The sequence below is a fragment of the Psychromonas algicola genome, assembly GCF_004378355.1.
GTDB lineage: Bacteria > Pseudomonadota > Gammaproteobacteria > Enterobacterales > Psychromonadaceae > Psychromonas.
This window is the reverse complement of sequence record NZ_SNUB01000003.1, coordinates 132,096-157,016: the sequence shown is the minus strand read 5'-3', so window position 1 is coordinate 157,016 and position 24,921 is coordinate 132,096. Positions and strand designations below refer to the sequence as shown.

Sequence of the window (24,921 nt, the reverse complement as noted above, 5' to 3'; positions counted from 1 at the left end):
TCCTTTGCGTGTGATAAAGCAATTAAACTTAACTAATTAGCACGAGTTAATAGTAGTTTCAGCCCTAACACCACCATTGCTCCGCCTAATATTCGGTCAATCAAATACCCCATTTTCTTGAATTTTTTATTCACTTTAGGGTGAGATAATAAAGTCACTACAAAGGCAAACCAAGCAAATTGGATCAGCATGATCCACACACCATAAAAAGCAATATGATGTAACGGCATATCTGGCGATAACACTAAAGTAAATAAAGAAACAAAATAAACAGGCGCTTTTGGATTTAAAGCATTACATAAAAAACCAATACCGATGCTTTTCTTAGTTGAGTATTTTACCGCTTGTTTCGCTTCTCCACCTTCGTTAGCAGCCGCTTTGGACATCAGCCCTTTAATACCTAAATAAATAAGATATCCGCCCCCTAATAATTTAATCACCCAAAGCGTATTAGATGAATTAGCGATAATCGCCGCTAACCCAAAGGCAGAATAAATAATATGAATAGATAACCCAAGTGCGATACCAATACTACACATTAATCCCGCTTTCTTTCCATTAGATAATGTTTGTTGTGAAACCAACACAAAATCCGGCCCAGGTGAAGCAGCGGCTAGAATATGGATTGAAGTGATCAATAATAAACCGTGTATAAATTCCATTAAACCTTCCTATAACATTTTTAATAAAACAGTCATGAACTAGCAATAAAGTTAATCATATTCACAAAGATAAATTTACAAATGAGTTCTTATATACTCGCTAACTTAATATGAACAGCGAACAAGGTTTGATCGCCAATCAATTCAGCGGTATGCCCATGAACTTGATCATCAAAAGTTTCACCCTCTTGTAAACGATCCATGGCAATAAACTGGTCGCCAGCTTTAAAGTCTCGAGATTTACCATTACGCAAACCAATACGTAAAATACCAGCACGAATAATAATTAAGGTCGGATCCCCTGCGACATGCCATGAACTTGAGTAACCAGGCTCGCTCATTCGATGACGAAAATTAAGCGCATTCATTCTATCGGTGATCCATAAGCCATTATAATCTTCCAAAGAATATTGCTGATCATTAAAAACCGAACAACCAGAACTTGAAGTGTTATCTTCATTACTAATAACAACCGAAGATAAAATAGGGACGGTAATATGAGTCAAAATAAGCATTCCTTATAAAGGTAAAAAATAAATATTGTTTAAGAATGAATACGCTTATAAAAATCAGGACATATCAACAGCATTCTCACCAAACGTATCTTTAATTAATTTTTCTTGTGTTACTAGCCATTGCTTTCTTATTTCTTGGTCAGCGATGAATTCTCCTAAGATCCTAATATACTCAAAATAAAAAGGCCTGCCTTTATGCAGTTTAATAATTGAATTGAATGCGACTTCAAAAAACAAATTTCTAAGTTCAATATTTTCATCAAAAAAGGCTAACAAATCAGTTTTATATCCATCCAATTGTTCCCAGCCAAATTGTCCACCCACTTCGCCTAATCTATAAGCTAATAAGCGAATGACATTTTCAGTAAATCCATACTTTTCAACTAAAGAGCTAATGTGCTCGACTTGATAAACCTCATGATTCATATCGCATAAAATTAATCGTCGAATATATAAATCAATATTTTCTTGATCAAACAAGGCTAAAGAATAGGCCGCAGCTTCAGCAAAAGGATTCTCTGCGTCTTGCCATAAACGAATATTATTGATTTCCATCCAATTTATGACGTTTTCAATAAACACTTTACTTTTTTTCAACAACGAAGGATAAGCAGTTAAATAATGAAAAAAGCGTTCTTCAGATATTTCTTCTGTTGGAGTAAGAATAGTAAAGCAAAGATATATTGATTTAAAACTAGGGGTTAGCGAATAATGCTTAAGATGTTGGTCAATTTTACTGAATATTTCGAGATAAGCATCAATCAGTTTATTGAGGGTTTCTTCTGATTCAATACAATCCACTTTAAAGGTAAAGTTGCTAATTTTTCCATTAATATCTAATGAAACTTCCATATATTTCCTTAATTAAATGAAGGAGAGTTAAGCTGAAATTGATAACGACTAGGCATAAACCATTCTATTTAAAAACAGCTTTTCCCCTTGAAAATTCATATAAAATTCTTTGTACACTAAGAAACCATGTTTTTTGTAAAGGGACTTAGCACGTTCATTGGATTTCCAAACAGAGAGCGTTGCCCCCCTTTCAAGCTTAGTTAACAAATGCGTCATCAGTTTATCGCCAATACCTTTACCTCGACTGTCTGGATGCACAAAGAACCAATTGATATGATTGTCAGTGAAACCACAAAACCCTAATACCATTTCTTCTTCATAAACATAAATTTCAGATCCTTTAAAAATCGTCATCATGTAATTATTTTCAGCCCAAGGCACAAAAGTAAAATCCCCCTTTTCTGCATAAAACTCATCTGGTCGTGATGCATCATAAATGTCAGCTAAGCGATTAAAATCAGATTTTTGATATCGACGAATCGACATTTATTCTCCTTTAACAGATCGAATACAGTTCAGGGCGTATTATTTATCGAGCAATATTAAAAACATACTAACAAATACTTAAATCCTAATACGGCGATGACACTTTGAAATCAGTCAATTTTCTACTTACACCATTCGCGTTAAGTGAAATGCTTGTCTTTGTTAAATCATCTTTATTCAAAATAAGCTCAAAGTAAATATCACCTTCATTTTCAGCACTAAAAGTCTTAAATTGCTCAAACAATGAAGCCTTATTAAAAGTGATATGTATTTCTGACCACTTTTTAGCTTGGTCAGTGATATCAATCATTAAATGACTGGGTAAAGGTAATTCACGTATTGGTTGGAAAGCATTAATACTGCGGCGATATTGCCCCAAATAAAAATCAACTAGTGTCATTTTTTGCATTTTATACAAAGTATTCTGGCTTTCATCAAACTTCACTTCGATACCATAGGGTTGCACACTGCGGTATCTCAACACTTCATCAGGGTTATTCTCAGCGGTATCATTCAATGCTTTTTGATACGTTTCAGTCAACTCCTCTAATCTTTTCCCATCGATTTCTTTGCTAGTAAAGTGCGTTAATATGTCAGATAAATCATCACTTCCCACATCCGTATAAGCAATATCCCAATACGGAACTGTATGTAAAATATCCCTGCCTTTACGTTTTAATAAATCGACTTGGCCTGTGGGTAAAATATTGATTAATAAATTGTTAATTTTTTTTACGTGAGTACCATGTATTTCACTAATCTCTAATTTATTTTGAGTTAACGGAAAGACATCTTTATAAAACTTTTTATCTGCAATGGAATACCAAGAAAGCTCAAACGCATCAAAATCAACGGGCACTTTTAAAGCGCCTTTAGAAAAAGGGCCTTTAGAATAATCATGTCGAGGATCATCAATCGCATAATAGACATGTCCTTTTAAATGTTCCTCTGACTCTCCTCTCAACTTTTCAAAATCATAAACATATTCTTCTTCGTCATCTCGAGAAAATGGATTGTCCATAACAGATGAAGAGCCACTTTCAACATTCAAGAAACGAATGTGATCAATCAAAACGGGAAATTTGACCGGGTGAGCAATAACAATTTCCGCTTCGTAATACTTTTTTTGTTCCGCTAAATGTTGGCTATATTGGTAAGATTGGCTGGCATAATCAAACACAGGGTAACTGACACAAAGCACTAACCAAACCACCAGTTGAATACCATAACCACTTTCACCTTTTATGGTTTGAACAAGACTATAATTGCCATAAGCCATTAACAAATAAAAACAAGTAAAAAGCACAAACATAATAAGCTGAGATGAATCGATAGCACCACTTGCATTACTATTTGCAAAGGAGCGCCCTAAACCGAGAGCATAAAGATAAACAAATGCAGTGAGTCCAGTCAAAATACAAACAGCAATAATTAAGCTTTTTTTACCACCAAAATAAGCAGTAGGAAAAAAGATAAACATCGCGACGGCTATCATGATCAGTAACACGGTCGAGTTATCAGAAAGTGTTGGTACAGTATCCATAATGTTCCTAGAGAATAAACAGAAATGAGAGAAATGAGTGTATTACTAGATTTGAATAATCAATTAATAAAAGTATTTCGACAAATACTATCAGAGTGGCTAATAAATGAAAACAACATCAATAAGCAATGAAAAAAAGTTCAAGCATCAATCCATTCGCTTGAACCATAAATAATAGAAGGTAATAAAATTAATCAGTAAACTTATAAGTGATGCCTAAACTGACATTCCACCCGACATCACGCTGTACAAGTGCACTATCACTATCATGATGTTCAACATCAAACCTAGCTAACCCTAACCAATTTGATGTGATTGGATAAAGCCCAATCACACCCGTTCTATAAACAAACGAATTGTCAGCATCAAATTGACTTAACCCTGAGCGAGTAGATTCTGCGGCAGAAATACCATAAAGGTGTTGAGAAAAATCTTTATCTCTATAATCAATTTCGGCATAAGGCGTTAAGGTAAGATCTTTAATGACACTATCAAAGGCATAACCTAAGTGGAGCTGTAACTCATAGCCATCATGTTCATCGGTAACATCTTGTAAATAGGTTAATCGCGCGCCCACAGTACCTAAAGTAAATCCTAGCTCACCATTACCATCGCGATCATCAATACCATTGGGTAATGAAACATTATCATCGGTGACTTCAGCAAATCGCCATTGCCCAGTAAGACCAAAATAAGGCAATACAGACACATTAATTAAAGGGCCATCTATAAAGCCAAACTCGCCGTTATAAAATAAATTTGGTCCAACGCTGCCGGTCGCTCCACTTTCATCAGAAAAAACAGATTGCCCAACACTTGCGGCACCACCAACGAATCCGAAATTATAATATTGATCTTGTGCGTTTACTTGAAAGCTAGCTAAAGAACATGCACCAATTAACAATCCTAAATACTTTATTTTTTTCATTCGATTCTCCAATTTTTATTATCCATAACTCATTAACAAGAACAAAGTCAGGCATAAAAAATTTCAAGATCATGAAAAGATAAGAGAGAAGTATTAATTTCAGAGAAAAGAACAAATAACAAAAAAATTAATGTTTTATATTTTCATACAACTCATAACGGTTCCTACCATTTGCTTTACTTTGATATAAAGCTTGATCGGCTTGTTTAATTAAATCAACAGGATCTTGATGAAGTTGAGGAATAACAGATGTAACACCTAAGCTAATAGTGAGATATTTACAAGTAGAGCCCGTATGATCTATCTGTAAATCACTCACAGCTAGACGTGCTTTTTCAGCAACAAGACTTCCTTCTTTAAGGTCTCCTTGTAATAAGATCACAAACTCTTCCCCGCCATAACGAGCAAAGAAATCCGTGGGGCGATTAATCACGCCTTGTATTGCCTTAGTGACATTTTTCAAACAATCGTCGCCCGCTGTGTGGCCATATGTATCGTTATACTTTTTGAAATAATCTATATCGATCAGCAAAAGAGTTAAAGGTTGTTGGTGACGAGTTTGAACACGCCAAGCGTGTTGAAGAGTTTCATCAAAGTAACGTCGATTAGCAGCTCCAGTTAATCCGTCAGTTTGTGATAATGACTCAAGGACAATATTTGCTTTTTTAAGGTTTAAATTCCGTTCGTTAACCATTTCAATCAATAAATTAAAACCAGCAATCAAATCACCAATTTCATCGTCCTTGTAAATTTTTATTTGAGTTAGTGGGTGGGTATTTTCAACCATTTCTTTAACAGAGCTTGCTGCTTTTCTAAGTGGTCTAAAAAAGAGGTATAAAGTAAGAGTGATGGTTATAAGTGCGATCAAGCTAACTAATAAACCGTTAACAATAGTTGAGTATAATTGCTCGTATAAATCTTCATATGCATCTTCGATAGGCGTTCTAACAACAACAAACCAATCAGGAAAATCAACATCAGCCGCTGCGGTTAACATAACTTGATTACCATTAATAATAGATTCATCGTAACCATTAAAACCATTCATAACTGCATCGTGAAATTTATTCTCTCCTGATGCCGGTGTTGGCTTTAATAAATAAGCTCGGTTACTAGAGCCTATAAAAATGCCTTTCTCTCTTGAAATAACTAAAATATCACCTTGTTGCCTATGATTTTCATCATAAACATAATCCATAAGCCCTGGATCATCTAAGAAAACAGGTGAAGCAAGCACCCCTATTACTTCACCATTTTCATTCCTAATCGCCTTTGCAATAGGCATCAATAATTTACCATTCACTTTAGAAATATTAGGAGTGCCAATAATCACAGTTTGACTATTTTTAGCTTTAATAAACCATTCTGATTCTGCAAATGAAAATTCGTTTCTACCAATGATAGTTGGATGCTCTGCAAAAACCCCAACACCTTCGGGACGAAATACTGCAAATCCCTGGGGAAAAATAGTAGTAAGATTAAGGTGACTTTTTATTGTTTCTAATAATAAAGCTTCTGATTGTATTTTTTCTGACGCAATAATATTAGCTAACCCATTGAGAAACCTAACTCGGTCAATTATTTTTTTCTTTAATATCTTTAGCAATAAATTTTGCTTGAGCGTATTGTTCAGTATTTATTTTTTGTGTAATTTCTGACTTAGCATGTAAAAAATTGTAGGTTTCAAGCGTGGTAAAAGCTACGATAACAAACGAGGAAACAAGCAAAGATAGTTTAATGGTGATATGCGATGGAATGATCTTACTTAACAATTTTTTCATATGTCACCAATAATCAAATAGTTAGAATTTAAAGTTTAGTCACTTATTTCAAAAAACTCTTGTTTTTCATTAAAAAAATAAGGTTAATTAAATATCTATGCACTATCTTGTATTCATTTAGTCCTTTCAAATCAATAAAGAAAGCTTAGTTAAACCTCCCCCTCCCTATTTCCTATTCTTTTAAAATCATTTAAAAACGCTTAGAACTTTACTTTTCAATGACTTGGTTAATAAAAATCAAGAAGTCTAAATATATGATCTAGCTAATAAAATTAGATTTTGAATTGTGATCAAACAAACAAATTGCCTTTTATTGCATTCCTTTAAATGATTGTATCCCTATTATGTCGAACAATTAGTTTGTCTGACAATAAGACAAATATTACATAAGAGGTAAAAATGAAAAAGTTAAATATCATCACCAGTTCACTATTATTGTCCCTACCATTAACTGTGTTAGCAGATGTGGCTAATAATGGCGTTTCATATCCTGTTCCTGCTGATAAATTTGATATGAAGAACTGGAAAATCACCATTCCTGCCGATATCAACCAAGATGGACGTGTTGATGAAATCGAAGGCGTAGCAATGATGAGCTATTCGCATGAAGATTTTTTTCATGTAGATAAAGATGGCAACATGGTTTTTGAAGTACAAAACAAAGCGATCACAACTAAAAACTCAAAAAATGCACGCTCTGAATTACGTCAAATGTTACGTGGTGCAGACTTCTCTATTGATACACACGCACCTAAAAATAACTGGGTACTTGCAAGCCATCCAGATGCAGACCAATATGGTAGCGTCGGTGGCGTATTATCAGCAACATTAAAAGTGAACCATGTTTCTGAACATGCAAAATACCCAGAAAAATTCCCAGCGCATTCTGTCGTGGTAGGTCAAATTCATGCAGATAAAGATAAAGCACAAATTAAAGCAAAAACAGGTTATGGCCACGGTAACGAGCCACTTAAAATCTTCTACAAAAAATTCCCAGAGCATAAAATGGGATCAGTTTTTTGGACATACGAACGTAACTTAGAAAAGAAAGATCCAAACCGTGCAGATATTGCTTATCCAGTATGGGGAAACACTTGGGAAAACCCAAATGAACCAGGTAACGCAGGTATTGCACTAGGTGAAGAGTTTAGTTACAAAGTAGATGTTAAAGGCACAATCATGTCACTAACATTTGAAACAGCAAAACACGATACGGTTAAGTATGAAATAGACTTAAGCAAAGGGGTTGATGCTAAAGATTCTGCAACAGGTTACGCACAAGACTCTTTCTACTACAAAGCAGGTGTATACGGCCAATGTAGTGTTCAAGAAGCGCACCCAGTTTGGGGTCCTGGTTGTGCAGGTACAGGCGACTTTAAAACAGATAAAGCTAATGGCGACTACAACAGCGCAACGTTCTCAGCTTTAGAGTTAAGTAAATAATAAGCCTAATTTTTTAAGCTTATTGTCTAGGATGGTTTTTTATTAGCATGCTGATAAAAAACCATCATCTCCAATCAAACACTTCTTTCTACCAATTACATTTATCACTAAATACACTTCATTTTATTCGTAAACGACAATGATATTGTTATAGCTTTATAGTGTATTTGAGATGATGTGTTCTATCATAAATTTTACGGGTTCAAGTTCACAGGCATTACCTCCATATAAACAAGCAACATTGATTGTAAACTGGTGAGGCTTAGAACGTCTTTGGTGATATGTATAAATACCACAGGTTCCACAGAAATAACGCTTCGCTGTCATCGTATTAAATTAATACAACGACAGGCTATATTCACACTTCATTACCCTTAAATTTCCTAATAAAATGAAGCAACAATGGCAACTAGCTTTATGTATTGGTTTTATTTCCACTTTAAAGCCTCATTAAACTAAAAACATAAAATATATTCCTGAATATTCATAGGATTTAAAAACAATAAAACTTAATTTAAAGACTTAAAATTTCTGAAATTTTATTCTTTTTACTTGAAACAGTAATGTTATTGAGCTGCCACATGCCTAACTTCTTCCTATAAGAAATACTAACAACAAAAAGATTACCTTTAGTATTTTCAACTATAAAATCCTGCTTAACCTGAAAGTCCCCTTTATGAATATCATTCACTTTATAAACATGAAAAACACTATTTTCACCAATCCAAGTTAAATAGCTATTAACGATAGTATCGATACCCTTTTCAAGCGTCCCCTCAGTATAAAAGTATTCTCCACTAAGCTTTGTCAAACATACTTTACTAGCTTTAGCTGTACTTAAACAAGCGACTAGGTCGGTTTCATACTCAGCTAATGAATCAATACTTTTAGCGCTCACTACAGAACTGAAAACTAGCGTTAAAACAGTAATAAAAAATAAAGGTGTTTTCATTTCATACATCCATGTTGTTTTGAGGTAGTAGGTTTAAGTTAAAGTTTTTAAAATAGAAAATAACATTGCCTGCGGTTATTTCTATAAAGCGAACAGAATAAAACCTACGTAATATTTAATCTGGAAAAAGATATACCAGAATTAATTATTTTATAATTAAGAGGAATTTCCCGTTGTGAAGTTATTGGCAAAATGTAAAATTAACCGTCATTATTTTTATGGAAAAGTTTAATTACCCTTTGATATTGATACGTTCAAGGTTTAGATATAAAAACTTCCATTTATTAATCAGCATAAACATAGATAAATAACTTTTTACTCGGACTTAAAATAACTAAAGAATATCGGCCAAGAGAATAAAAATGACCAGGTTCATTAATCATTTCATTCAACAATTTTAATACATCAGGCCTAAGGTCAAGACAAAAAGCATATCTACATATAAAATCGTCAATATCAAGCTCAGTATTACTTGGTACCCAGTCTCCCATCTGTAGCCCCCAATCAGCGGTTTCTATAACAGGGGTTTTAGAAAAAGTTTCAGCTAACGTTTCAAGTGACTTCCCGTCTTTTGTCATTTCAGCAATTCGAAATATTCTAACACCAGACTCTCTTCCACTTGGAGTAAAGCCACTATAATCCTCATTGCTGTAAATAATTTTTTCAGGTATTAATCCATAAGGCACTGACTCAAAAAGCAATTCTTTATGGTACAGCTCATAAATATAGATAAGGGAAATAACGAGAAAGAACCCCATTGGCAAAAGATATGGTCTAGGTACTTTTTTATAAAAATATCGAACAAGTAAAAAAAGAAAAACCCATGGCAAGACAGGCGATAAAACAATGATAAGAACGTAAAGGAATTCCATGTACAGTCAGTAGCCTATTAAAAATTAAAAAACGCAGAAATTAATGAATTCAAGGTTTAAGTGTTAACAATCTTCTTTAAAGTAAATGAATCTATTTCCTTCAGTCCAATTTCTGCCAAATACGATAAGTGTAATCTAGGTTTGAGGTGAAGTGCTGTTCAAATACATTACAGTAATTATTTTGGGAATTTGAGGGAAGAAAATATCACCCTCTATATTTTGATGAACAATAAATGGGTGCCAGCAACTTTTTATTTGTTAGGTTTGACCTTCAACAATAGTATCTGATTTATCCAAAGCTGAAAAAACATTAGCCATTAGCGTTTTACTGGTAGACGAAATGCTTGTTCCACAGTCCTCTTCATATCCTTCAAACACACTTTTTATATTTATTACCCCAAGATTGGTCGAAATTTCACGTTCCAGCTCCAAGGGGCCAATTGCGCTATAAGTTGTTTTTTTATCTAGAATTTTGAGCTCTGAATGTCTTTCTAAAACACTTAAAAACTTTTCTTCAGAGAACTGTTGATCGATATTTATCCATATAAAATCGTCGCTTAATTTTAAATATTGGCAAGTCATACAGTGTAAACCTAATGAGGCTGTAGAATGACTCCTACAGCAAAAAATAACTAAAAATCGAGCACCTGTAATGCATTCTAACCAATTTTAATGTATTGAGTAATGCATTTGGAACCCATAAAAGGATCTAAAAAAATTAAATAGTTACAAATAATAGTTACAGAACACCCAATCACTTTAAACCTTAACCACCTGATTTTATTGCAATGAACTAATAGGTATCCACGACTTACTTATTGAGATATAAATAATATAATTATTTTGACTTAAAAACTGATCCGATAGAAGACTTTAATACGCCAGAGAAAATAAAAAATTGAACGATTAAGTAAGATAGCATCAGCAAAAAAACAATAAACTCAGACAATTCATAAGGGTCATTATTATAGAAAATATCGAAAAATCCCTGCGTACTAAAATAGATAAACAACAATTCTGCAATCATAATTAGCGTCAACACTTCATTCATTTTATAAAAACTATTCAAATGTATTCGGAATAAGAGGCCATGAAGGAACAATGGTAAAGTGGCTAATGATATTAATCCAATAACAGCTATAGCTGCTATAGCCATACTTCTTCCTCCATTACTCGTGAAAAATACATAGGCACAAAAAATGCCAAAAAAGAAAATTAGACCAGTTAATAAATTGAGTGTAGCCATTGCCGAATGTATTGGTTTTTTTTGAATCAAATATTTTATTCCTTAAATTTATTTACACTAAAAAATGCAACAATTTTTTCATATGCACTTGCTTCAAGTCGAGCTTTTTCTCGCTGTTTTTCCATAACAAACTTGGATAGCCGTTAATTTACGCTTGCGGGCGAGCGTGCTTGCGATTGTTATAAATAATTACAGGACACCAATCACTTAAAACCTTAACCACATGATTTTATTATCAAAAAACAAATGAGAACTCACAACTTATTTGCGATATTATTTAGTTAAATGATTGGGTATCCACAACTTACTTGTTTGATTTTATTGTAACCAACTAACGGGTGTCCACAACTTGCATTGTTTAACAGCTTGTTAATTGCGCATACTGTCGATTTTAAGTTTTTCTTTTTCCAAGCGCTCTTTTTTGAAATTTTCATTTTTTAACCTAAGAAACGCTTCAGGGTTAAGCTGGCAATGATAGTGGTGATGATTTTTAGCTAATTCCTCTTTGTCTTTAGCTAATTCTTTTTCTGATTTTTTCTTACGACCCCAAAGTTCTAGTGCTTTACTAAATGCAACATACCAACTGTATGCAAGCGCTAATAATGAAACAATAGGATTAGACCAACCAAGAAATGCTATTAATGCAGGTATAACACAAACCCATAATGTTAAAATGAGTAACAGCAGCTTTCTGCCTCTAGCCTCTGTTTTTTGTTTAGCTACAACCTCTTCGTATGTGGAAAAATTTAACCCTGAGTAAATCTTAGCTAAGCTCTCTTTTGAAAGATCTATATCAGGTTCTTCACTTTCAGGGTATTTATCCCAATGTAAGATTACTTTTTCAAGCTTTGGATAGCCAAGCAAAAAATTATGACCTAATTTATCTTTCGTACGCCACTCTTCATCCGTTTTATTATCAATCATTAACATGATGGGAGTCGGGTATTTCAAAGCCCAATATTTTAACTCTGACTCTGCAATATTTTTGATCTTACTCGATAGATTTGAGTCGTAAATATAGACCTTTACTATCGCAAATTCTTGATCGGTAAAGACAGGGCTATACGAGACATAATATCCATCTCTTTTTTCTTCAACATCGTCATATCTAACCCAAGGATTTATCATGTAGTCTCAAATATCTCACTAGTAACTAACAGCCTAACTAAGCCGATTTATTCCGCATTTACGGTGGAAAGGCGAAATAGTTTAATTTTAAAAAATTTACCTTACGATAGCGTAATAAAACATTAAATCAATTAATTAAAGAAAAAGATAAAACCTTTATCATGTAGATAAACGAAAAGATTCCGTATTTACGACAGAAATATGGAATTAAACAACACTCAATACGGCTACGATATCCCCGCCGTTGAGCTTTCCCAAATAATGGATAACTTTCAGCAACAGCAAACAGGACGTTTGCTGTAAGTTCATCCGACACACGGACGTGTCGTATGAACTGGTGCGTTAAGAAAGTTCTGCATTTTTTGGATCAGAAAGCGATTCGGTGGCCAGTTTCTTTGTACCCTTTCTTTTCTGGCAAAAGAAAGGGTATCGCCGACAGGGCGAAACCAAAGCTAATAAATACCAAACAGCCCCAACGAGCGCAGACGAGCTAACATTCAAGGTAAACACCTTAAAAACATTAATGTCTATCTCCTTCATCATCAGTTAAAATACCGCGCATAAGACTGCTCACAGTCATCAAAGTAAAAAATTAAAGGCAATAAAATGAGTAAAGCGAATATCCAGTGGTTTCCCGGTCACATGCACAAAGCCCATAAACAAATATTAGAAGTGTTACCACAGGTTGATATCATCATTGAAGTTGTCGATGCGCGTATTCCTTACAGTAGTGAAAATCCACTGATCGCCGCTATTCGTGAAAAAACACCTTGTATTAAAGTGCTTAATAAATCTGATTTAGCGGATCCAGACATCACTAAATTATGGATTGATTATTTTGAGCAAGAGCAAGATATGAAAGCCTTGGCGATCACGACAAGCAAGCCAGAGCAAGTACATCAAATTACTAAGCTTTGTGAAAAAATGTTACCTAACCGATTAGGACAAGATAAACAGATCCGCGCGATGATCATGGGGATTCCGAATGTAGGTAAATCGACTATTATCAACATTTTAGCGGATCGTATTATCGCTAAAACAGGTAATGAGCCAGCGGTGACTAAAAACCAACAACGTATCCGTTTACCGAGTGGCATTATGTTATCTGATACACCGGGATTTTTATGGCCTAAGATTGAAAACGCCCACTCAGGTTACCGTTTAGCGGTGACAGGCGCGATCAAAGATACGGCGATTGAGTATGAAGATATTGCCTATTACGCTGCAGATTATTTGATTAAACATTATTTACCACGCTTACAAGCACGTTATGAGTTTGAAGAAACGCCAACCTCTGACCATGAATTAATGGAATTAATTGCTAAACGTCGTGGCGCGTTACGTGCAGGTGGTCATTTTGATATTTATAAAGTATCGACTATTTTACTCAATGAATTACGCTCAGGTGCGTTAGGTCCATTAAGTATTGAAACACCAGAGATGGCAGCCGTTGAGAAAGTAGAAGCCGCAGCACTCATAGAAGCGCAACGTTTAAATAAAATTGAAGTGAAAGCAGCGCGACGTAAACGTTACAAGAAAAATAAAAACAAGCACTAAATGTTCAACGTAAGACCAAGTCTTTAAGCAAAATGTTATGCTATATTTTGCTTTGTGATCATGCTTGTTAGTGTTGTTTTTTAGCTTCGATCTAGTTCCCATGGTCCTCCGTGGGAATTCATACTTAGTGATTGTTTATCGTTAACGGCTTAACGCATGATTAATTACTTCTTCACGGATTTTTTGTAAGTCCCCGCTTTCTTGTAAGTACTTGCCTTTTTAGAAGCCGTCCCTTTTTTACTATATGATTTTTTGAATGACGACTTTTTAAAAGGCGATTTTCCGGCAGGTAAATTCACTAAGGCTTGCGGTCCATCTTCTATCGCTTTATTAATGATTCCGCGCAAACGTTCTTGTAATGGTGCAACAAACCCTTGGTAACTTTGTTCTTTTTGGCTGATTGCGTTTAATTGCATTTCCCATAAAGCGGTCATATCTGGCAACGTTAAGCTGTCGGGCAAGCTTTCAATTAACTTACTTCCCACTTCCGTTGCTTGAATGGTTTTGCCAACACGTTGCAAAAATTGGCGTTTAAATAACAATTCGATAATGCCTGCTCGTGTTGCTTCCGTTCCTAACCCATCGGTTTCTTTAAGCACTTTTTTCAATTCAGGATCTTGTACAAAACGCGCGATATTACTCATCGCGGCAAGTAAGGTTGCATCGGTAAAATGTGCTGGCGGTTGCGTATTTTTATCTACTACTTCACCACGTTCACAATGAATCACTTGGCCTTTTTTAAGTGGCGGTAAAAAGCTTTCCGTTTCCTTTTGTGGGAAGAGTATTTTCCAGCCATCGCTTTGCTTAGACTTAGCTTTACTAATAAATAAGCCTTTGTTTATTTCGATTTCAGCAATGCATTCCGCATAACAATAATCATCGTAAAACTGACAAAGATACTGACGAGCAATCAACTGATAAATATTCTTTGAAACCAGATCTAATGAGCTTGTGGATTTGTTGGTGTCCGTTGGAATAATAGCGTGGTGAGCGTCCACTTTGCTGTCATTCCATGCTCGACCTCGGATTGATAAATTAGCGTCTTGCACAGCTTGTTTCATCATAGGCTCGTTGTTAGCGATGGCTTGCGTAACATATTTTGCTTGTTGGTGATGATTACGCGGTAAATAACGCGAATCAGAGCGCGGATAAGTAATGAGTTTATGACGTTCATAAAGTGCTTGTGCGGCATCTAATACTTGTTGTGCGCTATAACCAAAACGTTTCGCGGCATCGATTTGTAACCCTGATAAGTTATAAGGCAAAGGCGCAATTTGTTTTTTGTTTTTATTAGTAAAGCTTTTAACGGTTGCAGGCTGATTGGTAATACGGTTTGCTACATTTTCCGCTAAGGCTTTAACTAATACTCGCCCTTCTTCGTCTTGATAAGGTTCGCATGCTTCGCTAGGTTGCCATTTCGCAGTAAAGGGCATTTCATTGGCATTGTTATTCACTTTGCAATGCGCCAACACTTCATAAAAAGGTTTACTGACAAAGGCGTTAATTTCTTTATCACGCCTTGCGACCAAACCTAATAATGGTGTTTGCACTCGCCCTACTGATATAACGCCTTGATAACCTGATTTCTGTGCAAGTAATGTATAAGCACGCGTTAGGTTCAAACCATATAACCAATCTGCTCGTGTACGCGCTAAGGCAGAGGTTGAAAGCGGAATAAAATCTTGATTTGAGCGTAATTGGCCGATAGAACGTTTAACCGCATTAACGGTTAAATCACTGATTAAACAACGCTGCACTTGTTTTAACTTGTTACCTTTAACGCCACTGAAATGGATCACTTCGTCCACCAGCAGCTGCCCTTCACGATCTGGATCGCCAACGTGAACAAGCCGATCCGCTTGTTTGATTAGTTTTTTTAAAATGCTTAATTGTTTGCTAGTTTGTGCAACAGATTTTAGTTTCCATTTTTCAGGAATAATCGGTAAGTGTTCAAACTTCCATTGTTTAAAACTAGGATCATAAGCTTCAGGATCAACCTGTGTTAATAAATGCCCGATACACCAACTGACCACATCACCATTTCCTGCATAAATACAGCCATCGGCTTTACGATGTGGTTTAGGTAATGCATCGGCAACGGCACGTCCTAAACTTGGTTTTTCAGCAATATATAATTTCACGGTTATCTCGCATCTTTTTACATTTTAAACACTGTCTTTATGAACAGTATTTTATAAACATCAATAATTCAAGTTTTAGATGTTTTTATTTACAACTAGATGTTTATCTGTGACTAATATTTGGCTAACAAATGGTTCCACTTATCATCGAATTGAATCGTTTTTATTTAAATAAAAGCGATTCAATAAGCAGAGAAAGTGAAGTTTCAGCAATAAAACGAAAGGAGATAAATGGTACTTTTATTTTAATTTCAATAAAAACCTAAGAAATGAGCATACCCATAAAGGAAAATAACGAGGCATCTGCTTGAAGTACTTTAGCTCATCGTTCTATACCTTATCCAGAAATGGAATATATACCAACTTTATGAATGCTGTTTATTCTAATAGATTAATGAAGAGCATGTTAATGATTTAGAATGTAGTTATGCGGCGTCGTAATTGCTTTGCCGCTTACGCTTTATGCTCTCAAACAGTGTAAATTCTGAATGAATACGCTTACTGAATAATCTTTTTAACAGTCCAGCCTAACAAGGTTTTTTCTGGATCAGAATCCTTAATGTATCGGCCTACACTTCTGTGCATAATAATAGTCGGCAGGTGTTGTTTTAAACGGAACAACAACTTGCCTTGTGCTTTTTCAGCGTGAATAGCCAACTCATCAAAAATATAATGTTCAGGCATAATTTCATCGTAAGTTGAATTATTTAAATCCGCACACTCGATCACTCCTAGAATATTAACCCCAAAATATCCATCCCAAACGGTGCCATCGACTTCACTTTTAATAATGATCGGAAATATTTGTAAGTTATCGACGCCAGCAGACTGGAGTAAGTCGATAAAACGCTGAGACATTATAGTAAAACTTCCTTTTTTAAAGTCTGGAAGCTTATCCCCGGATTTTGCGTTAGTGGAAAAAACCATCGGCAGTTCAATATCTAAACTAATCGTTTCTCCTCCCATAAAATCCAATTCAACGGGAAGGCTATCTGGTTCTTTAAATTTGATTTGTGAATGACTTAAAATATCATTCACTAGGGTAAAGTACATTATTTAATTCCTATTAAAAAACACTAACGATAAGGGTTACAAAGCTTAGCCATCAATCATAAAATAATATGTTCATTGATAAAAATAGTTCGAGCTATAATTACATTCTAGCTCCATAGTCAGATGCTTTTTAAACACCAATTAAAAATGCTAATCATCCCAACCATCTGCAGCCATGACGCTATATCCGGTAATATTATTTTTTTCGAAAGCTTTCTTAAGTTCATCGCTAATAAAAAACTCATCCAATTTCATAGAGGCTCTAAATAGGTGAGCACCTTCAGGAATATTTTGATAATCCACAGTAAGACTGATTATCCAGCTAATTTGAGTTTTAATAATACGTCCATCCGATATTCAGACGCTTCCATATAGACTATACCCACACCACCTAATACATTTAGAATGGAATAATCTTCAGAAACCAGTTTATCTTGATGATCCTTTAATAGAATTGGCAGATATTCTATATTTTTAACACCGAATTCAGACAATAATGTTTTAACCTTTTGGTTTGCAATCAATACATCATCTAGGTTATCAATAATATCCTTGAGTTTAATTCTTTCGGGATAAGCAGGATCGTAATACATTGACGACGCATCCCCCTTAGGGTACCTATCAGAAAGCATTATCCCCTTAGAATACTCATAATCCTTCGGCCCCTCTCCATGAAGGGATGATAAATATACGCCCTCTTCATTAAAATCAGATTTAAACACCCAGTATTTCATAAACCGCATCTCCGCAACCTATTCACGATTTACAAATTAACCTCGACCATTCCACCCATCAGCTGCAATAGCCCGATAGCCTTTAACCTTATTTTGCTCAAAAGCTTGTTTAAGATCGTCACTAATAAAAAATGCATTTGTCTTTTTAGAAGCTCTAAACAAATGAGCATTTTTCGGAATATTTTCATAACTAACAACAAGATTTTTAATACGATCCACTTGATCTTCGATTAAAACACCCATTCTATAGGTAGAGGCTTCCATATCAATAATCTCAACACCACCCAAGACATTCAAAATAAAATAATCTTTTGATACCAGACTATCCTGATGATCCATTAGCCAAACAGGGAGATATTCAACATTATCAACACCAAAATCTTTTAAAAGATTAACAACTTTTTGATTCGCAATTAACACACCATCCAAATTATCTATAAAATCAAAAAGTTTGGTGCGTTCAGGATAACTCGGATCATAATACATTGCAGATGCTTTCCCATTAGGATGCCTATCGGCCAAAACAATACCATCAGAATACTCATAATCTTCAGGTCCCTCACCAGGAAGAGACGACAAATAAACACCATCACCACCAAAATCAGATTTAAATACCCAGTATTTCATAAAACCACCTATTATTAATTACATGATACCCAATTACTTTAAGCCTTAACCATTTGATTTTATTTCAAATAACTAATGGATGTTCTCAACTTGTATTAAACACCAATTAAAAAACCAGACCATTCCAGCCATCGGCTTCAATAAATACACATCCTTCCAACCCCGCAGACTCCATCTCGTTTTTCACATCATCACGAACAAAGATTTCATTTAATTTAGTCGTTGCGCGAAAAATGCTCGCATCTTCGGGGATTTTATCGTAATCAAGCACTAAATTTTTAATTCGACTAACTTGATCTTTTATTAAAGAATTCATCCTGATCGTAGACTTTTCCATATCAATACAATCCACGCTACCCAAGACGTTCACAATCGCATATTCTTTTGACGCAACTTGATCTTGGTGGTCATACAACCAGATGGGTAAAAACTCAATATTTGGAAAATCTAAAGCAACAAAAACATCACGTATTTTTTGGTTAGCTATGATCAAGTCATTGATATTGTCTACAAAATCAAACAACTCCGTATCGTCTGGATAATCCGGATCAAAGTACATCCCCAAACTTTCATGTTTTTTAAATTCTTGAATAAGGCTTTCACCTTTTTTGTATCGATAAGATTCAGGCCCCTTACTTGGCACTCTTGAAAGATAAGCACCACCTTCAGGCGCCGAGATTTTAAAAACCCAATATTTCATTTGAAATTCTCCAACTGCAATGAGTCATATTTGCCTTTATCACCTAAGGCTTATTTATCTTCACGGGTGAGTGACAGTTTACTTTTTCTACTTTTGCGATGACAGATTGTACCCAAGCTGGATTTAAAAGTCCCATTGTTCCATCCTATGCCTTTTAATTTATTGCAACTAAAGAGACTAATGTTTGACTAATAAACAGTTCCTCTTACAATCGAGTTGGATTCAAACTTTAAATCAGACTATTTACTTAAATAAAAGATAGAAATAAAAATGACTTCTGCCAATATAGCTAAAAATATAATCACGACTTTATGCCTTGCCTCAGCCCTGTTTATTTCAGGCTGTTATGGCGATCCAGAAAATGAAACAACACCAGTGGAGTCAGAAAACGTAACAAAGCAAACAGCTGTCGTTGATGATTCCAAAGCTTTAGAAAGTAATGCTATAGAAAGTAAAACGGCTGAAAATGGTGAAACTAAAAAATCATGGGATGATGTTAAAGAAGCAGGCAAAGAAATCTGGGTAAAAAGTAAAGTGGCAGGAGAAGACGTTTGGATTTTAAGTAAAGATACAAGCAAAAAAGCCTTCGAAAAAAGCAAGGAAACAAGTAAAAAACTTTGGGAAGAAAGTAAAGAATCAGGTCAAGAATTATGGCAAGAAAGTAAAAAAGAGAGCCAAGCGCTTTGGGGAAAAAGCAAAGAGAAAACAGCTGAAACATGGGAAGTGATTGAAGAGTCGAGCGAAAAAATCTGGCAAGAAAACAGTAATAAAATGGAAGAAATGTTTAAGAAGTTTGATATCGATAGTTCAGACAGTGCCTCCGATGCATTTAATAAACAAAATGAAGCTTTTGATAGTGACGAGATTTAAGCGAAGCTGAAATTTTTGTTAAGTCGTGACTATATAAAGGAAGCCGCGACTATGACAATAAATGAAACAGATAGTGATTCAAGTACCAACCCATTAATAAAAGATTAATGCTAGACATAAAATAAAACCATCGTCTAAAACTGATTTTGCTCGTTTTATGATTAAAAATGATTTGCCCTAATACACTGCCCGGCCAACCTCCACATAACGCTAAAGCATAGAAATGACGCTCACGCGTTCTTTGCCAACCTTTCACAGCAGCTAATTTATCCATTCCATAGAAAATAAAACTCAATACGTTGCAAGCAATAAAAAACAACAAGAACCATAAAGGTAATTGTTCAATGGATTGCAAATAAGTTAAACCTGCAATATGAAGTCCAGAGAGAATAATAAGTAATAAATTTTTCATGCAAAAGGAAACTCTTTTCAATCATCAATGATGTTAAGGCAAAAAAAAGGGCCGATGTTGTCATCAGCCCTTTCTGAAATAGCGTTAAGATAATCAGGTAAATCTTTGCTTTAACTATCTAGATAATCAAAGTCGTCGTAGTCATCACCTAATAATTCTTTTAAACGTCTTCTTTCTTTAATCTCTTCAATATTGCGGCGAATTTTGCCTCGTTTTCTATCATTTAAGATCTGCTTCTTTTTAGAAGATGAAGCTTGGTTTTCTTCCTCTTCTTCCCAATCCTCTTCTGAAAAGAATTCAGCAGATTCTTGATCTTGAGTCTCGTCTTCAATTTGTAGAGAGTTACTGTTAGTACTTGCCATTTTAATTCTCCAATTATGCGATTTATGAATATCGCTTACAGGCCATTTATAACTACAAAAATTTTAAAAAATACTAAATAAATATGGAGAAGCTTTTATTCCCTATGAATAAAAAACCATATATTGTCTTTTTAACTCATAATTAAATAAAAATCGATAAAAAAATTCAACTAAATTGAGCTTCTGATTCATTCCTTATAAAACATCACAATTTATCGCTTTTTACATCAGGATTTTATTTGTTTTTTGATGTTTAAATCGTTTGAATCGCCCCTAGTTAATATACAAGTGCATGATAACCAGTTACATTAAGCCTGTTGATTTAGATAACTATTCATTAAATAATCATAAGTTCTATTACTATAGATTAGATAACCAAAAAGGGTAAACATGCAATTTTCAAAATTAGGCAGTAGCAAGGTTTCCGTTTCTCGAGTTTGTTTAGGCAGTATGACTTGGGGGCTTCAAAATAACCAACAAGATGCAGACCAACAAATAGCTTATGCTTTAGAGCAAGGTGTTAATTTTATTGATACTGCTGAAATGTATGCTGTTCCCCCTTCTGCAGAAACCTATGGTAAAACAGAATCTATCATAGGAAATTATTTAGCCAATAACCCTAGCCAACGTGAAAATATTGTATTGGCCTCTAAAATTGCAGGTCCTGGCATGGCTTGGGTACGCGATGGTGGGATTATCACTGGTGATGCAGTGATCAGCTCTGTGGAAGCATCATTAAAACGTTTAAAAACAGATTACATTGACTTATACCAATTACATTGGCCAAATCGTCAATCTCCGCACTTTGGTCAACACGCGCCGAACCATTACAAATTTTCAGACAGCGATAGCGCTCAACAAACTGAATTGATGCTAGACGTATTACAAGGTTTAGATGCCTGTGTTAAAGCCGGTAAAATTCGCCATTGCGGTTTATCTGATGATACGCCTTGGGGCATTAATACTTATTTAAAATTAAGCGAACAACATAATTTGCCACGCATGGTTTCAATTCAAAATGAATTCAACTTGTTACACGCAAAGGATTGGCCTTATTTAATTGAAAACTGTGTTCATGAAGATGTTGCTTTCTTACCTTGGTCACCATTGGCTGGTGGTATGCTAAGTGGTAAATACCTTAACGGACAACGTCCTGAAGGTAGCCGTTGGACGATTCAACAACGTAATGGCTTATTCCGTGATACTGAAGCCAGCACAGCAGCGATCACTGCCTACCAAGAAATTGCAGCAGCTAATGGTATTACAGCCGCACAGTTAGCTTTGAAGTGGTGTGATCAAATTGATGGAGTAACGTCTACGATTATTGGTGCAACCAGTATTGCACAATTAAAAGAAGATATTGATGCCTTTAAAGAGCCACTATCTGAGCAGGCATTAGCGGATATTCGTGCAGTATTACAAAAGTATCCTGCACCTTTCTAATTGATATTAAATAATAGTTAGTTTAAAAAGCGGCTTAATTTAAGTCGCTTTTTTTTGTTTTTTAGAAAATTAAAACAGTGACATCTGATCTGAGGTAATGATATTAAAATCCTTGCCTAATACAGGCAGGATCGCTTCGGCAATAGGCTTCAACTGTTTGTCAACATACTGTTGATAATCTATGTTAGACTGTAAATACTCTTTTGGCTCAGGACCGTTAATTGTGAGCAAATACCCTATTCTGCCTCGTTCTTGATAGCGTAGTGGCAATCCTAACTGTGCATTTTTTTGGTCTGCTAAACGAGCTGCACGCACCTGCGGAGGGATGTTTTTCACATAATCGGCTAATGGTCGACGTAATCGTTTGTGATAAACCAGCTTATCGTCCAATAAACCTTGGTTGAGCTGATCAATCGTTTCTATGATGTATTCATCAACAGGTAAGCCTGCAAATATCTTTTGATATAAGGTTTGTTGAAATGTTTGTGCTAGCTCAGTCCAATCTGAACGTACCGTTTCCAAACCTTTAAACACCATCTCTTCGCCCTCTTCTGTAGCTTTTAAACCTGCATAGCGTTTTTTAGAGCCTGTATCTTGGCCACGTAACGTGGGCATAAAAAACTTAGAGAAAGCGGTTTCGAATTCAATTTCTAGGTAACAGTCTAAATCAAATTCTTCACGCAATAATTCAGACCAATATTTATTGATTTGCAAAGCAAGCTCTTGCCCAACTTGATTCGCTTGTTGTAAATTTTGGCAATCTTTTAGGAATACAAAAGTAGAATCGGTATCACCATAAATAACGCGTTGGCCTTTATTCTCAATAAAAGCAGCGGTTTGTTGCATTATTTGATGACCGCGAAGAGTAATAGAACTAGCAAGACGCGTATCATGAAAACGACAACCAGAAGATCCTAATACACCGTACATACTGTTCATTATGATTTTAATGGCATGCTGGAAGGCGTTATTTTTTTCTTTTTTAGCTTGCTCACGGGCACTGGTGAGCGCATCTAATATTTTAGGTAAATGATGTTGTGTTCGGCTAAACCTTGCTCCTCTAAACCCCGGAATAGTTTTATCTTCAGGCTCTAACAATCCTTCGATCATACCTAGTGGATCAATTTTAAAACTACGAATAATATTGGGATAAAGCGATTTAAAATCTAATACTAATACCCATTCATACAACCCAGGTAATGAATCCATTACAAATCCACCGGGAGAATGTTGCGCTTGAATATCCCCTAAATTAGGTGCGATATAACCGCTACGATGTAATAAAGGTAAGTATAAATTAGTGAATGCAGCCACTGAAGCGCCACGTCTATCTAAAGCTAAGCCGGTTAAACGTGCTCGTTGAATGGTGTACTCTGCGAGTTGTTTGTCTTCGAAAATGCGCTCTACCAATAAACAATCTTGTAAATTATAACGCGCTAATGTCACAGGCTCTTGTTCAAACTGACGTTTGATTTCTAATCCTTTATCGTTATTCGTAGCGATTAATTTACCTTCTCCAAATAACGCCTGACTGACAAACTCTAAACTGTAACTTTCGAAATGTAGGCTTGCGTTTCTTAATGCATCTATGCCATCTAATACGACTCGCCCATTTAATATGACTGAACCAGCGTTAGGATCATCTCTATGTGTTAACCACTTTAAGGCGCTACCATCCCGTCCAATGGTTAATGGGATATTTAGAAGCTGCGCTCGTTTAGCTAATAAACGCATATCAAAATTGCCAACGGCCCAACCAATAATTGCATCGGGATCATGCGTAATAAACCACTCAATCAACTTGCTTAATAGCGCACGTTCATCTTTCACCCACACAATGTTAATATCTTCTGCTACTTGAGGTTTACCAATCATTAGTACGGTTTGATGCACTTGCTTTGAGTTAGCAGTGTTACCGTAGCTTAAACCAATACTATATAGCTCACTTTCAGGACTACATTCAACATCCAATGAAACCATACGTAGTTTTGTATTTGCTTCAATAACATCAACGCTAGTTTCACTTGATAAAGTCGCTTGTTGGCATGACCAGTAGTTTCCTAACCAATCAATTTGTCCGGACACTTTTACTAAACCATAAATAAAGCGTTCCATTAAAAAGCGGTCACTTAATTTAATATCGCCTTCGTAAGTAGCGATATTTTTTTGCATTAAGGCAAGCTGACACCATTTATGAAGTTGCTGTTTCAACGTGTAAATTGCGCAAACGGTTTTGCCATTAAAGGTTTTGATATCCACAGGTCTAATAAAATCTGGACGACAGTTTTCTTGTTCCCAAATTTCTTGAGCTTGTTCAAGCTGATCTTGCTCGATTAAAAACACATAACGTTGTTGAGGAACAACCACGCGACAAGGACCACGTTCAGTGCTTAACCAAAAGATAAGATCAACACCATTCGCGGTTTCAGCTTGCTGACGCGATAAGATTAAACCCGAGAGTGAAGTGATAGATGTTTCTGTCATAAGCATATTTTAAAGTACTTTAAGCTTAAGCGTTACCTTTAAATAGTGTCTTTAAGCTTTACCTTAAATAAGGCGACTAAAAGCAAAAAAGACTGCAAGCAGTCTTTTTTAATCATCAATATAAACAGTA

The 24,921-nt window shown here is 35.2% G+C and carries 25 protein-coding genes; 4 read left to right on the top strand and 21 right to left on the bottom strand.

The window, feature by feature from the left end; genetic code table 11:
- Positions 1-32: 32 nt before the first annotated feature.
- The 8 genes from E2R67_RS02730 to E2R67_RS02695 form a co-directional block, all read right to left on the bottom strand.
- Positions 33-662, bottom strand: a complete 630-nt coding sequence (locus E2R67_RS02730; RefSeq protein ID WP_134289401.1) for a LysE family translocator — start codon at positions 660-662, stop codon at positions 33-35.
- An 89-nt stretch (positions 663-751) separates the two neighbouring features.
- Positions 752-1,177, bottom strand: a complete 426-nt coding sequence (locus tag E2R67_RS02725) for a cupin domain-containing protein (RefSeq protein ID WP_445177025.1) — start codon at positions 1,175-1,177, stop codon at positions 752-754.
- Positions 1,178-1,231: 54 nt separating this feature from the next.
- Positions 1,232-2,029, bottom strand: coding sequence for a hypothetical protein (locus E2R67_RS02720; protein ID WP_134289400.1), 798 nt, complete (start codon positions 2,027-2,029; stop codon positions 1,232-1,234).
- A 48-nt stretch (positions 2,030-2,077) separates the two neighbouring features.
- Entirely contained in the window at positions 2,078-2,515 is a 438-nt protein-coding gene (locus E2R67_RS02715; protein ID WP_134289399.1) for a GNAT family N-acetyltransferase, read from the bottom strand.
- Positions 2,516-2,600: 85 nt separating this feature from the next.
- A complete protein-coding gene (locus E2R67_RS02710; protein WP_134289398.1) occupies positions 2,601-4,058 on the bottom strand; it encodes a hypothetical protein in 1,458 nt (485 codons plus the stop codon).
- Between the two features lie 190 nt (positions 4,059-4,248).
- A complete protein-coding gene (locus E2R67_RS02705) occupies positions 4,249-4,986 on the bottom strand; it encodes a MipA/OmpV family protein (RefSeq protein ID WP_134289397.1) in 738 nt (245 codons plus the stop codon).
- A 127-nt stretch (positions 4,987-5,113) separates the two neighbouring features.
- Complete coding sequence (locus E2R67_RS02700) at positions 5,114-6,592, bottom strand: sensor domain-containing diguanylate cyclase (RefSeq protein WP_134289396.1); 1,479 nt, start codon at positions 6,590-6,592, stop codon at positions 5,114-5,116.
- A complete protein-coding gene (locus E2R67_RS02695; protein ID WP_134289395.1) occupies positions 6,561-6,767 on the bottom strand; it encodes a hypothetical protein in 207 nt (68 codons plus the stop codon). Before E2R67_RS02695 ends, E2R67_RS02700 begins: the two co-directional genes overlap by 32 nt.
- Before the next feature lie 399 nt (positions 6,768-7,166).
- Here E2R67_RS02695 and E2R67_RS02690 point away from each other — a divergent pair, with 399 nt between their 5' ends.
- Complete coding sequence (locus E2R67_RS02690; RefSeq protein ID WP_134289394.1) at positions 7,167-8,210, top strand: polysaccharide lyase family 7 protein; 1,044 nt, start codon at positions 7,167-7,169, stop codon at positions 8,208-8,210.
- A 514-nt stretch (positions 8,211-8,724) separates the two neighbouring features.
- On the opposite strand, the gene E2R67_RS02680 is transcribed toward E2R67_RS02690, so the two are convergent.
- From E2R67_RS02680 to E2R67_RS02655, 5 genes are all read right to left on the bottom strand, one after another.
- Positions 8,725-9,162 carry a hypothetical protein gene (locus E2R67_RS02680; RefSeq protein ID WP_134289393.1) on the bottom strand — a complete coding sequence of 146 codons (438 nt, stop codon included), beginning with the start codon at positions 9,160-9,162 and terminating at the stop codon, positions 8,725-8,727.
- A 284-nt stretch (positions 9,163-9,446) separates the two neighbouring features.
- Positions 9,447-10,034, bottom strand: a complete 588-nt coding sequence (locus E2R67_RS02675) for a hypothetical protein (RefSeq protein ID WP_134289392.1) — start codon at positions 10,032-10,034, stop codon at positions 9,447-9,449.
- Between the two features lie 258 nt (positions 10,035-10,292).
- Positions 10,293-10,616, bottom strand: coding sequence for a hypothetical protein (locus tag E2R67_RS02665; protein ID WP_134289391.1), 324 nt, complete (start codon positions 10,614-10,616; stop codon positions 10,293-10,295).
- Positions 10,617-10,872: 256 nt separating this feature from the next.
- Positions 10,873-11,310, bottom strand: a complete 438-nt coding sequence (locus tag E2R67_RS02660) for a hypothetical protein (protein WP_134289390.1) — start codon at positions 11,308-11,310, stop codon at positions 10,873-10,875.
- A 339-nt stretch (positions 11,311-11,649) separates the two neighbouring features.
- Entirely contained in the window at positions 11,650-12,408 is a 759-nt protein-coding gene (locus E2R67_RS02655) for a hypothetical protein (RefSeq protein ID WP_134289389.1), read from the bottom strand.
- 606 nt (positions 12,409-13,014) lie between these two features.
- On the opposite strand from E2R67_RS02655, the gene ylqF reads away from it, so the two are divergent.
- A complete protein-coding gene (gene ylqF / locus E2R67_RS02650) occupies positions 13,015-13,965 on the top strand; it encodes a ribosome biogenesis GTPase YlqF (RefSeq protein WP_134289388.1) in 951 nt (316 codons plus the stop codon).
- 164 nt (positions 13,966-14,129) lie between these two features.
- Here the strand turns inward: ylqF and E2R67_RS02645 are convergent, their stop codons facing one another.
- The 5 genes from E2R67_RS02645 to E2R67_RS02625 all read right to left on the bottom strand — a co-directional run bounded on the left by E2R67_RS02645 (position 14,130) and on the right by E2R67_RS02625 (position 19,220).
- Positions 14,130-16,106: a DNA topoisomerase III gene (locus tag E2R67_RS02645; protein ID WP_134289387.1), complete on the bottom strand. Its 1,977-nt coding sequence runs from the start codon at positions 16,104-16,106 to the stop codon at positions 14,130-14,132.
- Positions 16,107-16,604: 498 nt separating this feature from the next.
- On the bottom strand, positions 16,605-17,159 hold the full coding sequence (locus E2R67_RS02640) for an imm11 family protein (RefSeq protein ID WP_134289386.1): 555 nt from the start codon (positions 17,157-17,159) through the stop codon (positions 16,605-16,607).
- A 314-nt stretch (positions 17,160-17,473) separates the two neighbouring features.
- Complete coding sequence (locus E2R67_RS02635; RefSeq protein ID WP_134289385.1) at positions 17,474-17,791, bottom strand: hypothetical protein; 318 nt, start codon at positions 17,789-17,791, stop codon at positions 17,474-17,476.
- A 138-nt stretch (positions 17,792-17,929) separates the two neighbouring features.
- The gene (locus tag E2R67_RS02630) at positions 17,930-18,520 is read right to left on the bottom strand and encodes an imm11 family protein (protein ID WP_134289384.1); all 591 of its coding nucleotides are present in this window, start codon (positions 18,518-18,520) and stop codon (positions 17,930-17,932) included.
- 106 nt (positions 18,521-18,626) lie between these two features.
- Positions 18,627-19,220: an imm11 family protein gene (locus E2R67_RS02625; RefSeq protein WP_134289383.1), complete on the bottom strand. Its 594-nt coding sequence runs from the start codon at positions 19,218-19,220 to the stop codon at positions 18,627-18,629.
- A 270-nt stretch (positions 19,221-19,490) separates the two neighbouring features.
- On the opposite strand from E2R67_RS02625, the gene E2R67_RS02620 reads away from it, so the two are divergent.
- Positions 19,491-20,090 carry a hypothetical protein gene (locus E2R67_RS02620; protein WP_134289382.1) on the top strand — a complete coding sequence of 200 codons (600 nt, stop codon included), beginning with the start codon at positions 19,491-19,493 and terminating at the stop codon, positions 20,088-20,090.
- A gap of 49 nt (positions 20,091-20,139) precedes the next feature.
- Here E2R67_RS02620 and E2R67_RS02615 read toward each other — a convergent pair whose 3' ends face one another.
- Together E2R67_RS02615 and E2R67_RS02610 are read right to left on the bottom strand one after the other, a co-directional pair.
- Positions 20,140-20,502, bottom strand: a complete 363-nt coding sequence (locus E2R67_RS02615) for a DUF1294 domain-containing protein (RefSeq protein WP_134289381.1) — start codon at positions 20,500-20,502, stop codon at positions 20,140-20,142.
- Between the two features lie 110 nt (positions 20,503-20,612).
- Positions 20,613-20,864 (bottom strand): hypothetical protein, encoded by a 252-nt coding sequence (locus E2R67_RS02610; RefSeq protein ID WP_134289380.1) that lies wholly within the window; start codon positions 20,862-20,864, stop codon positions 20,613-20,615.
- 390 nt (positions 20,865-21,254) lie between these two features.
- Here E2R67_RS02610 and E2R67_RS02605 point away from each other — a divergent pair, with 390 nt between their 5' ends.
- Positions 21,255-22,307: an aldo/keto reductase gene (locus tag E2R67_RS02605; RefSeq protein WP_134289379.1), complete on the top strand. Its 1,053-nt coding sequence runs from the start codon at positions 21,255-21,257 to the stop codon at positions 22,305-22,307.
- 69 nt (positions 22,308-22,376) lie between these two features.
- Here E2R67_RS02605 and E2R67_RS02600 read toward each other — a convergent pair whose 3' ends face one another.
- Positions 22,377-24,791 carry a DNA polymerase II gene (locus E2R67_RS02600; protein ID WP_134289378.1) on the bottom strand — a complete coding sequence of 805 codons (2,415 nt, stop codon included), beginning with the start codon at positions 24,789-24,791 and terminating at the stop codon, positions 22,377-22,379.
- Between the last annotated feature and the right edge of the window lie 130 nt (positions 24,792-24,921).

Excerpts from the sequence above, each read along its gene's own strand:
- E2R67_RS02730 (WP_134289401.1), bottom strand. The coding sequence starts at position 662 with ATGGAATTTATACACGGTTTATTATTGATCACTTCAATCCATATTCTA.
- E2R67_RS02725 (WP_445177025.1), bottom strand. The coding sequence starts at position 1,177 with ATGCTTATTTTGACTCATATTACCGTCCCTATTTTATCTTCGGTTGTT.
- E2R67_RS02720 (WP_134289400.1), bottom strand. The coding sequence starts at position 2,029 with ATGGAAGTTTCATTAGATATTAATGGAAAAATTAGCAACTTTACCTTT.
- E2R67_RS02715 (WP_134289399.1), bottom strand. The coding sequence starts at position 2,515 with ATGTCGATTCGTCGATATCAAAAATCTGATTTTAATCGCTTAGCTGAC.
- E2R67_RS02710 (WP_134289398.1), bottom strand. The coding sequence starts at position 4,058 with ATGGATACTGTACCAACACTTTCTGATAACTCGACCGTGTTACTGATC.
- E2R67_RS02705 (WP_134289397.1), bottom strand. The coding sequence starts at position 4,986 with ATGAAAAAAATAAAGTATTTAGGATTGTTAATTGGTGCATGTTCTTTA.
- E2R67_RS02695 (WP_134289395.1), bottom strand. The coding sequence starts at position 6,767 with ATGAAAAAATTGTTAAGTAAGATCATTCCATCGCATATCACCATTAAA.
- E2R67_RS02690 (WP_134289394.1), top strand. The coding sequence starts at position 7,167 with ATGAAAAAGTTAAATATCATCACCAGTTCACTATTATTGTCCCTACCA.
- E2R67_RS02680 (WP_134289393.1), bottom strand. The coding sequence starts at position 9,162 with ATGAAAACACCTTTATTTTTTATTACTGTTTTAACGCTAGTTTTCAGT.
- E2R67_RS02675 (WP_134289392.1), bottom strand. The coding sequence starts at position 10,034 with ATGGAATTCCTTTACGTTCTTATCATTGTTTTATCGCCTGTCTTGCCA.
- E2R67_RS02665 (WP_134289391.1), bottom strand. The coding sequence starts at position 10,616 with ATGACTTGCCAATATTTAAAATTAAGCGACGATTTTATATGGATAAAT.
- E2R67_RS02655 (WP_134289389.1), bottom strand. The coding sequence starts at position 12,408 with ATGATAAATCCTTGGGTTAGATATGACGATGTTGAAGAAAAAAGAGAT.
- ylqF (WP_134289388.1), top strand. The coding sequence starts at position 13,015 with ATGAGTAAAGCGAATATCCAGTGGTTTCCCGGTCACATGCACAAAGCC.
- E2R67_RS02640 (WP_134289386.1), bottom strand. The coding sequence starts at position 17,159 with ATGTACTTTACCCTAGTGAATGATATTTTAAGTCATTCACAAATCAAA.
- E2R67_RS02635 (WP_134289385.1), bottom strand. The coding sequence starts at position 17,791 with ATGCTTTCTGATAGGTACCCTAAGGGGGATGCGTCGTCAATGTATTAC.
- E2R67_RS02630 (WP_134289384.1), bottom strand. The coding sequence starts at position 18,520 with ATGAAATACTGGGTATTTAAATCTGATTTTGGTGGTGATGGTGTTTAT.
- E2R67_RS02625 (WP_134289383.1), bottom strand. The coding sequence starts at position 19,220 with ATGAAATATTGGGTTTTTAAAATCTCGGCGCCTGAAGGTGGTGCTTAT.
- E2R67_RS02620 (WP_134289382.1), top strand. The coding sequence starts at position 19,491 with ATGACTTCTGCCAATATAGCTAAAAATATAATCACGACTTTATGCCTT.
- E2R67_RS02615 (WP_134289381.1), bottom strand. The coding sequence starts at position 20,502 with ATGAAAAATTTATTACTTATTATTCTCTCTGGACTTCATATTGCAGGT.
- E2R67_RS02610 (WP_134289380.1), bottom strand. The coding sequence starts at position 20,864 with ATGGCAAGTACTAACAGTAACTCTCTACAAATTGAAGACGAGACTCAA.
- E2R67_RS02605 (WP_134289379.1), top strand. The coding sequence starts at position 21,255 with ATGCAATTTTCAAAATTAGGCAGTAGCAAGGTTTCCGTTTCTCGAGTT.
- E2R67_RS02600 (WP_134289378.1), bottom strand. The coding sequence starts at position 24,791 with ATGACAGAAACATCTATCACTTCACTCTCGGGTTTAATCTTATCGCGT.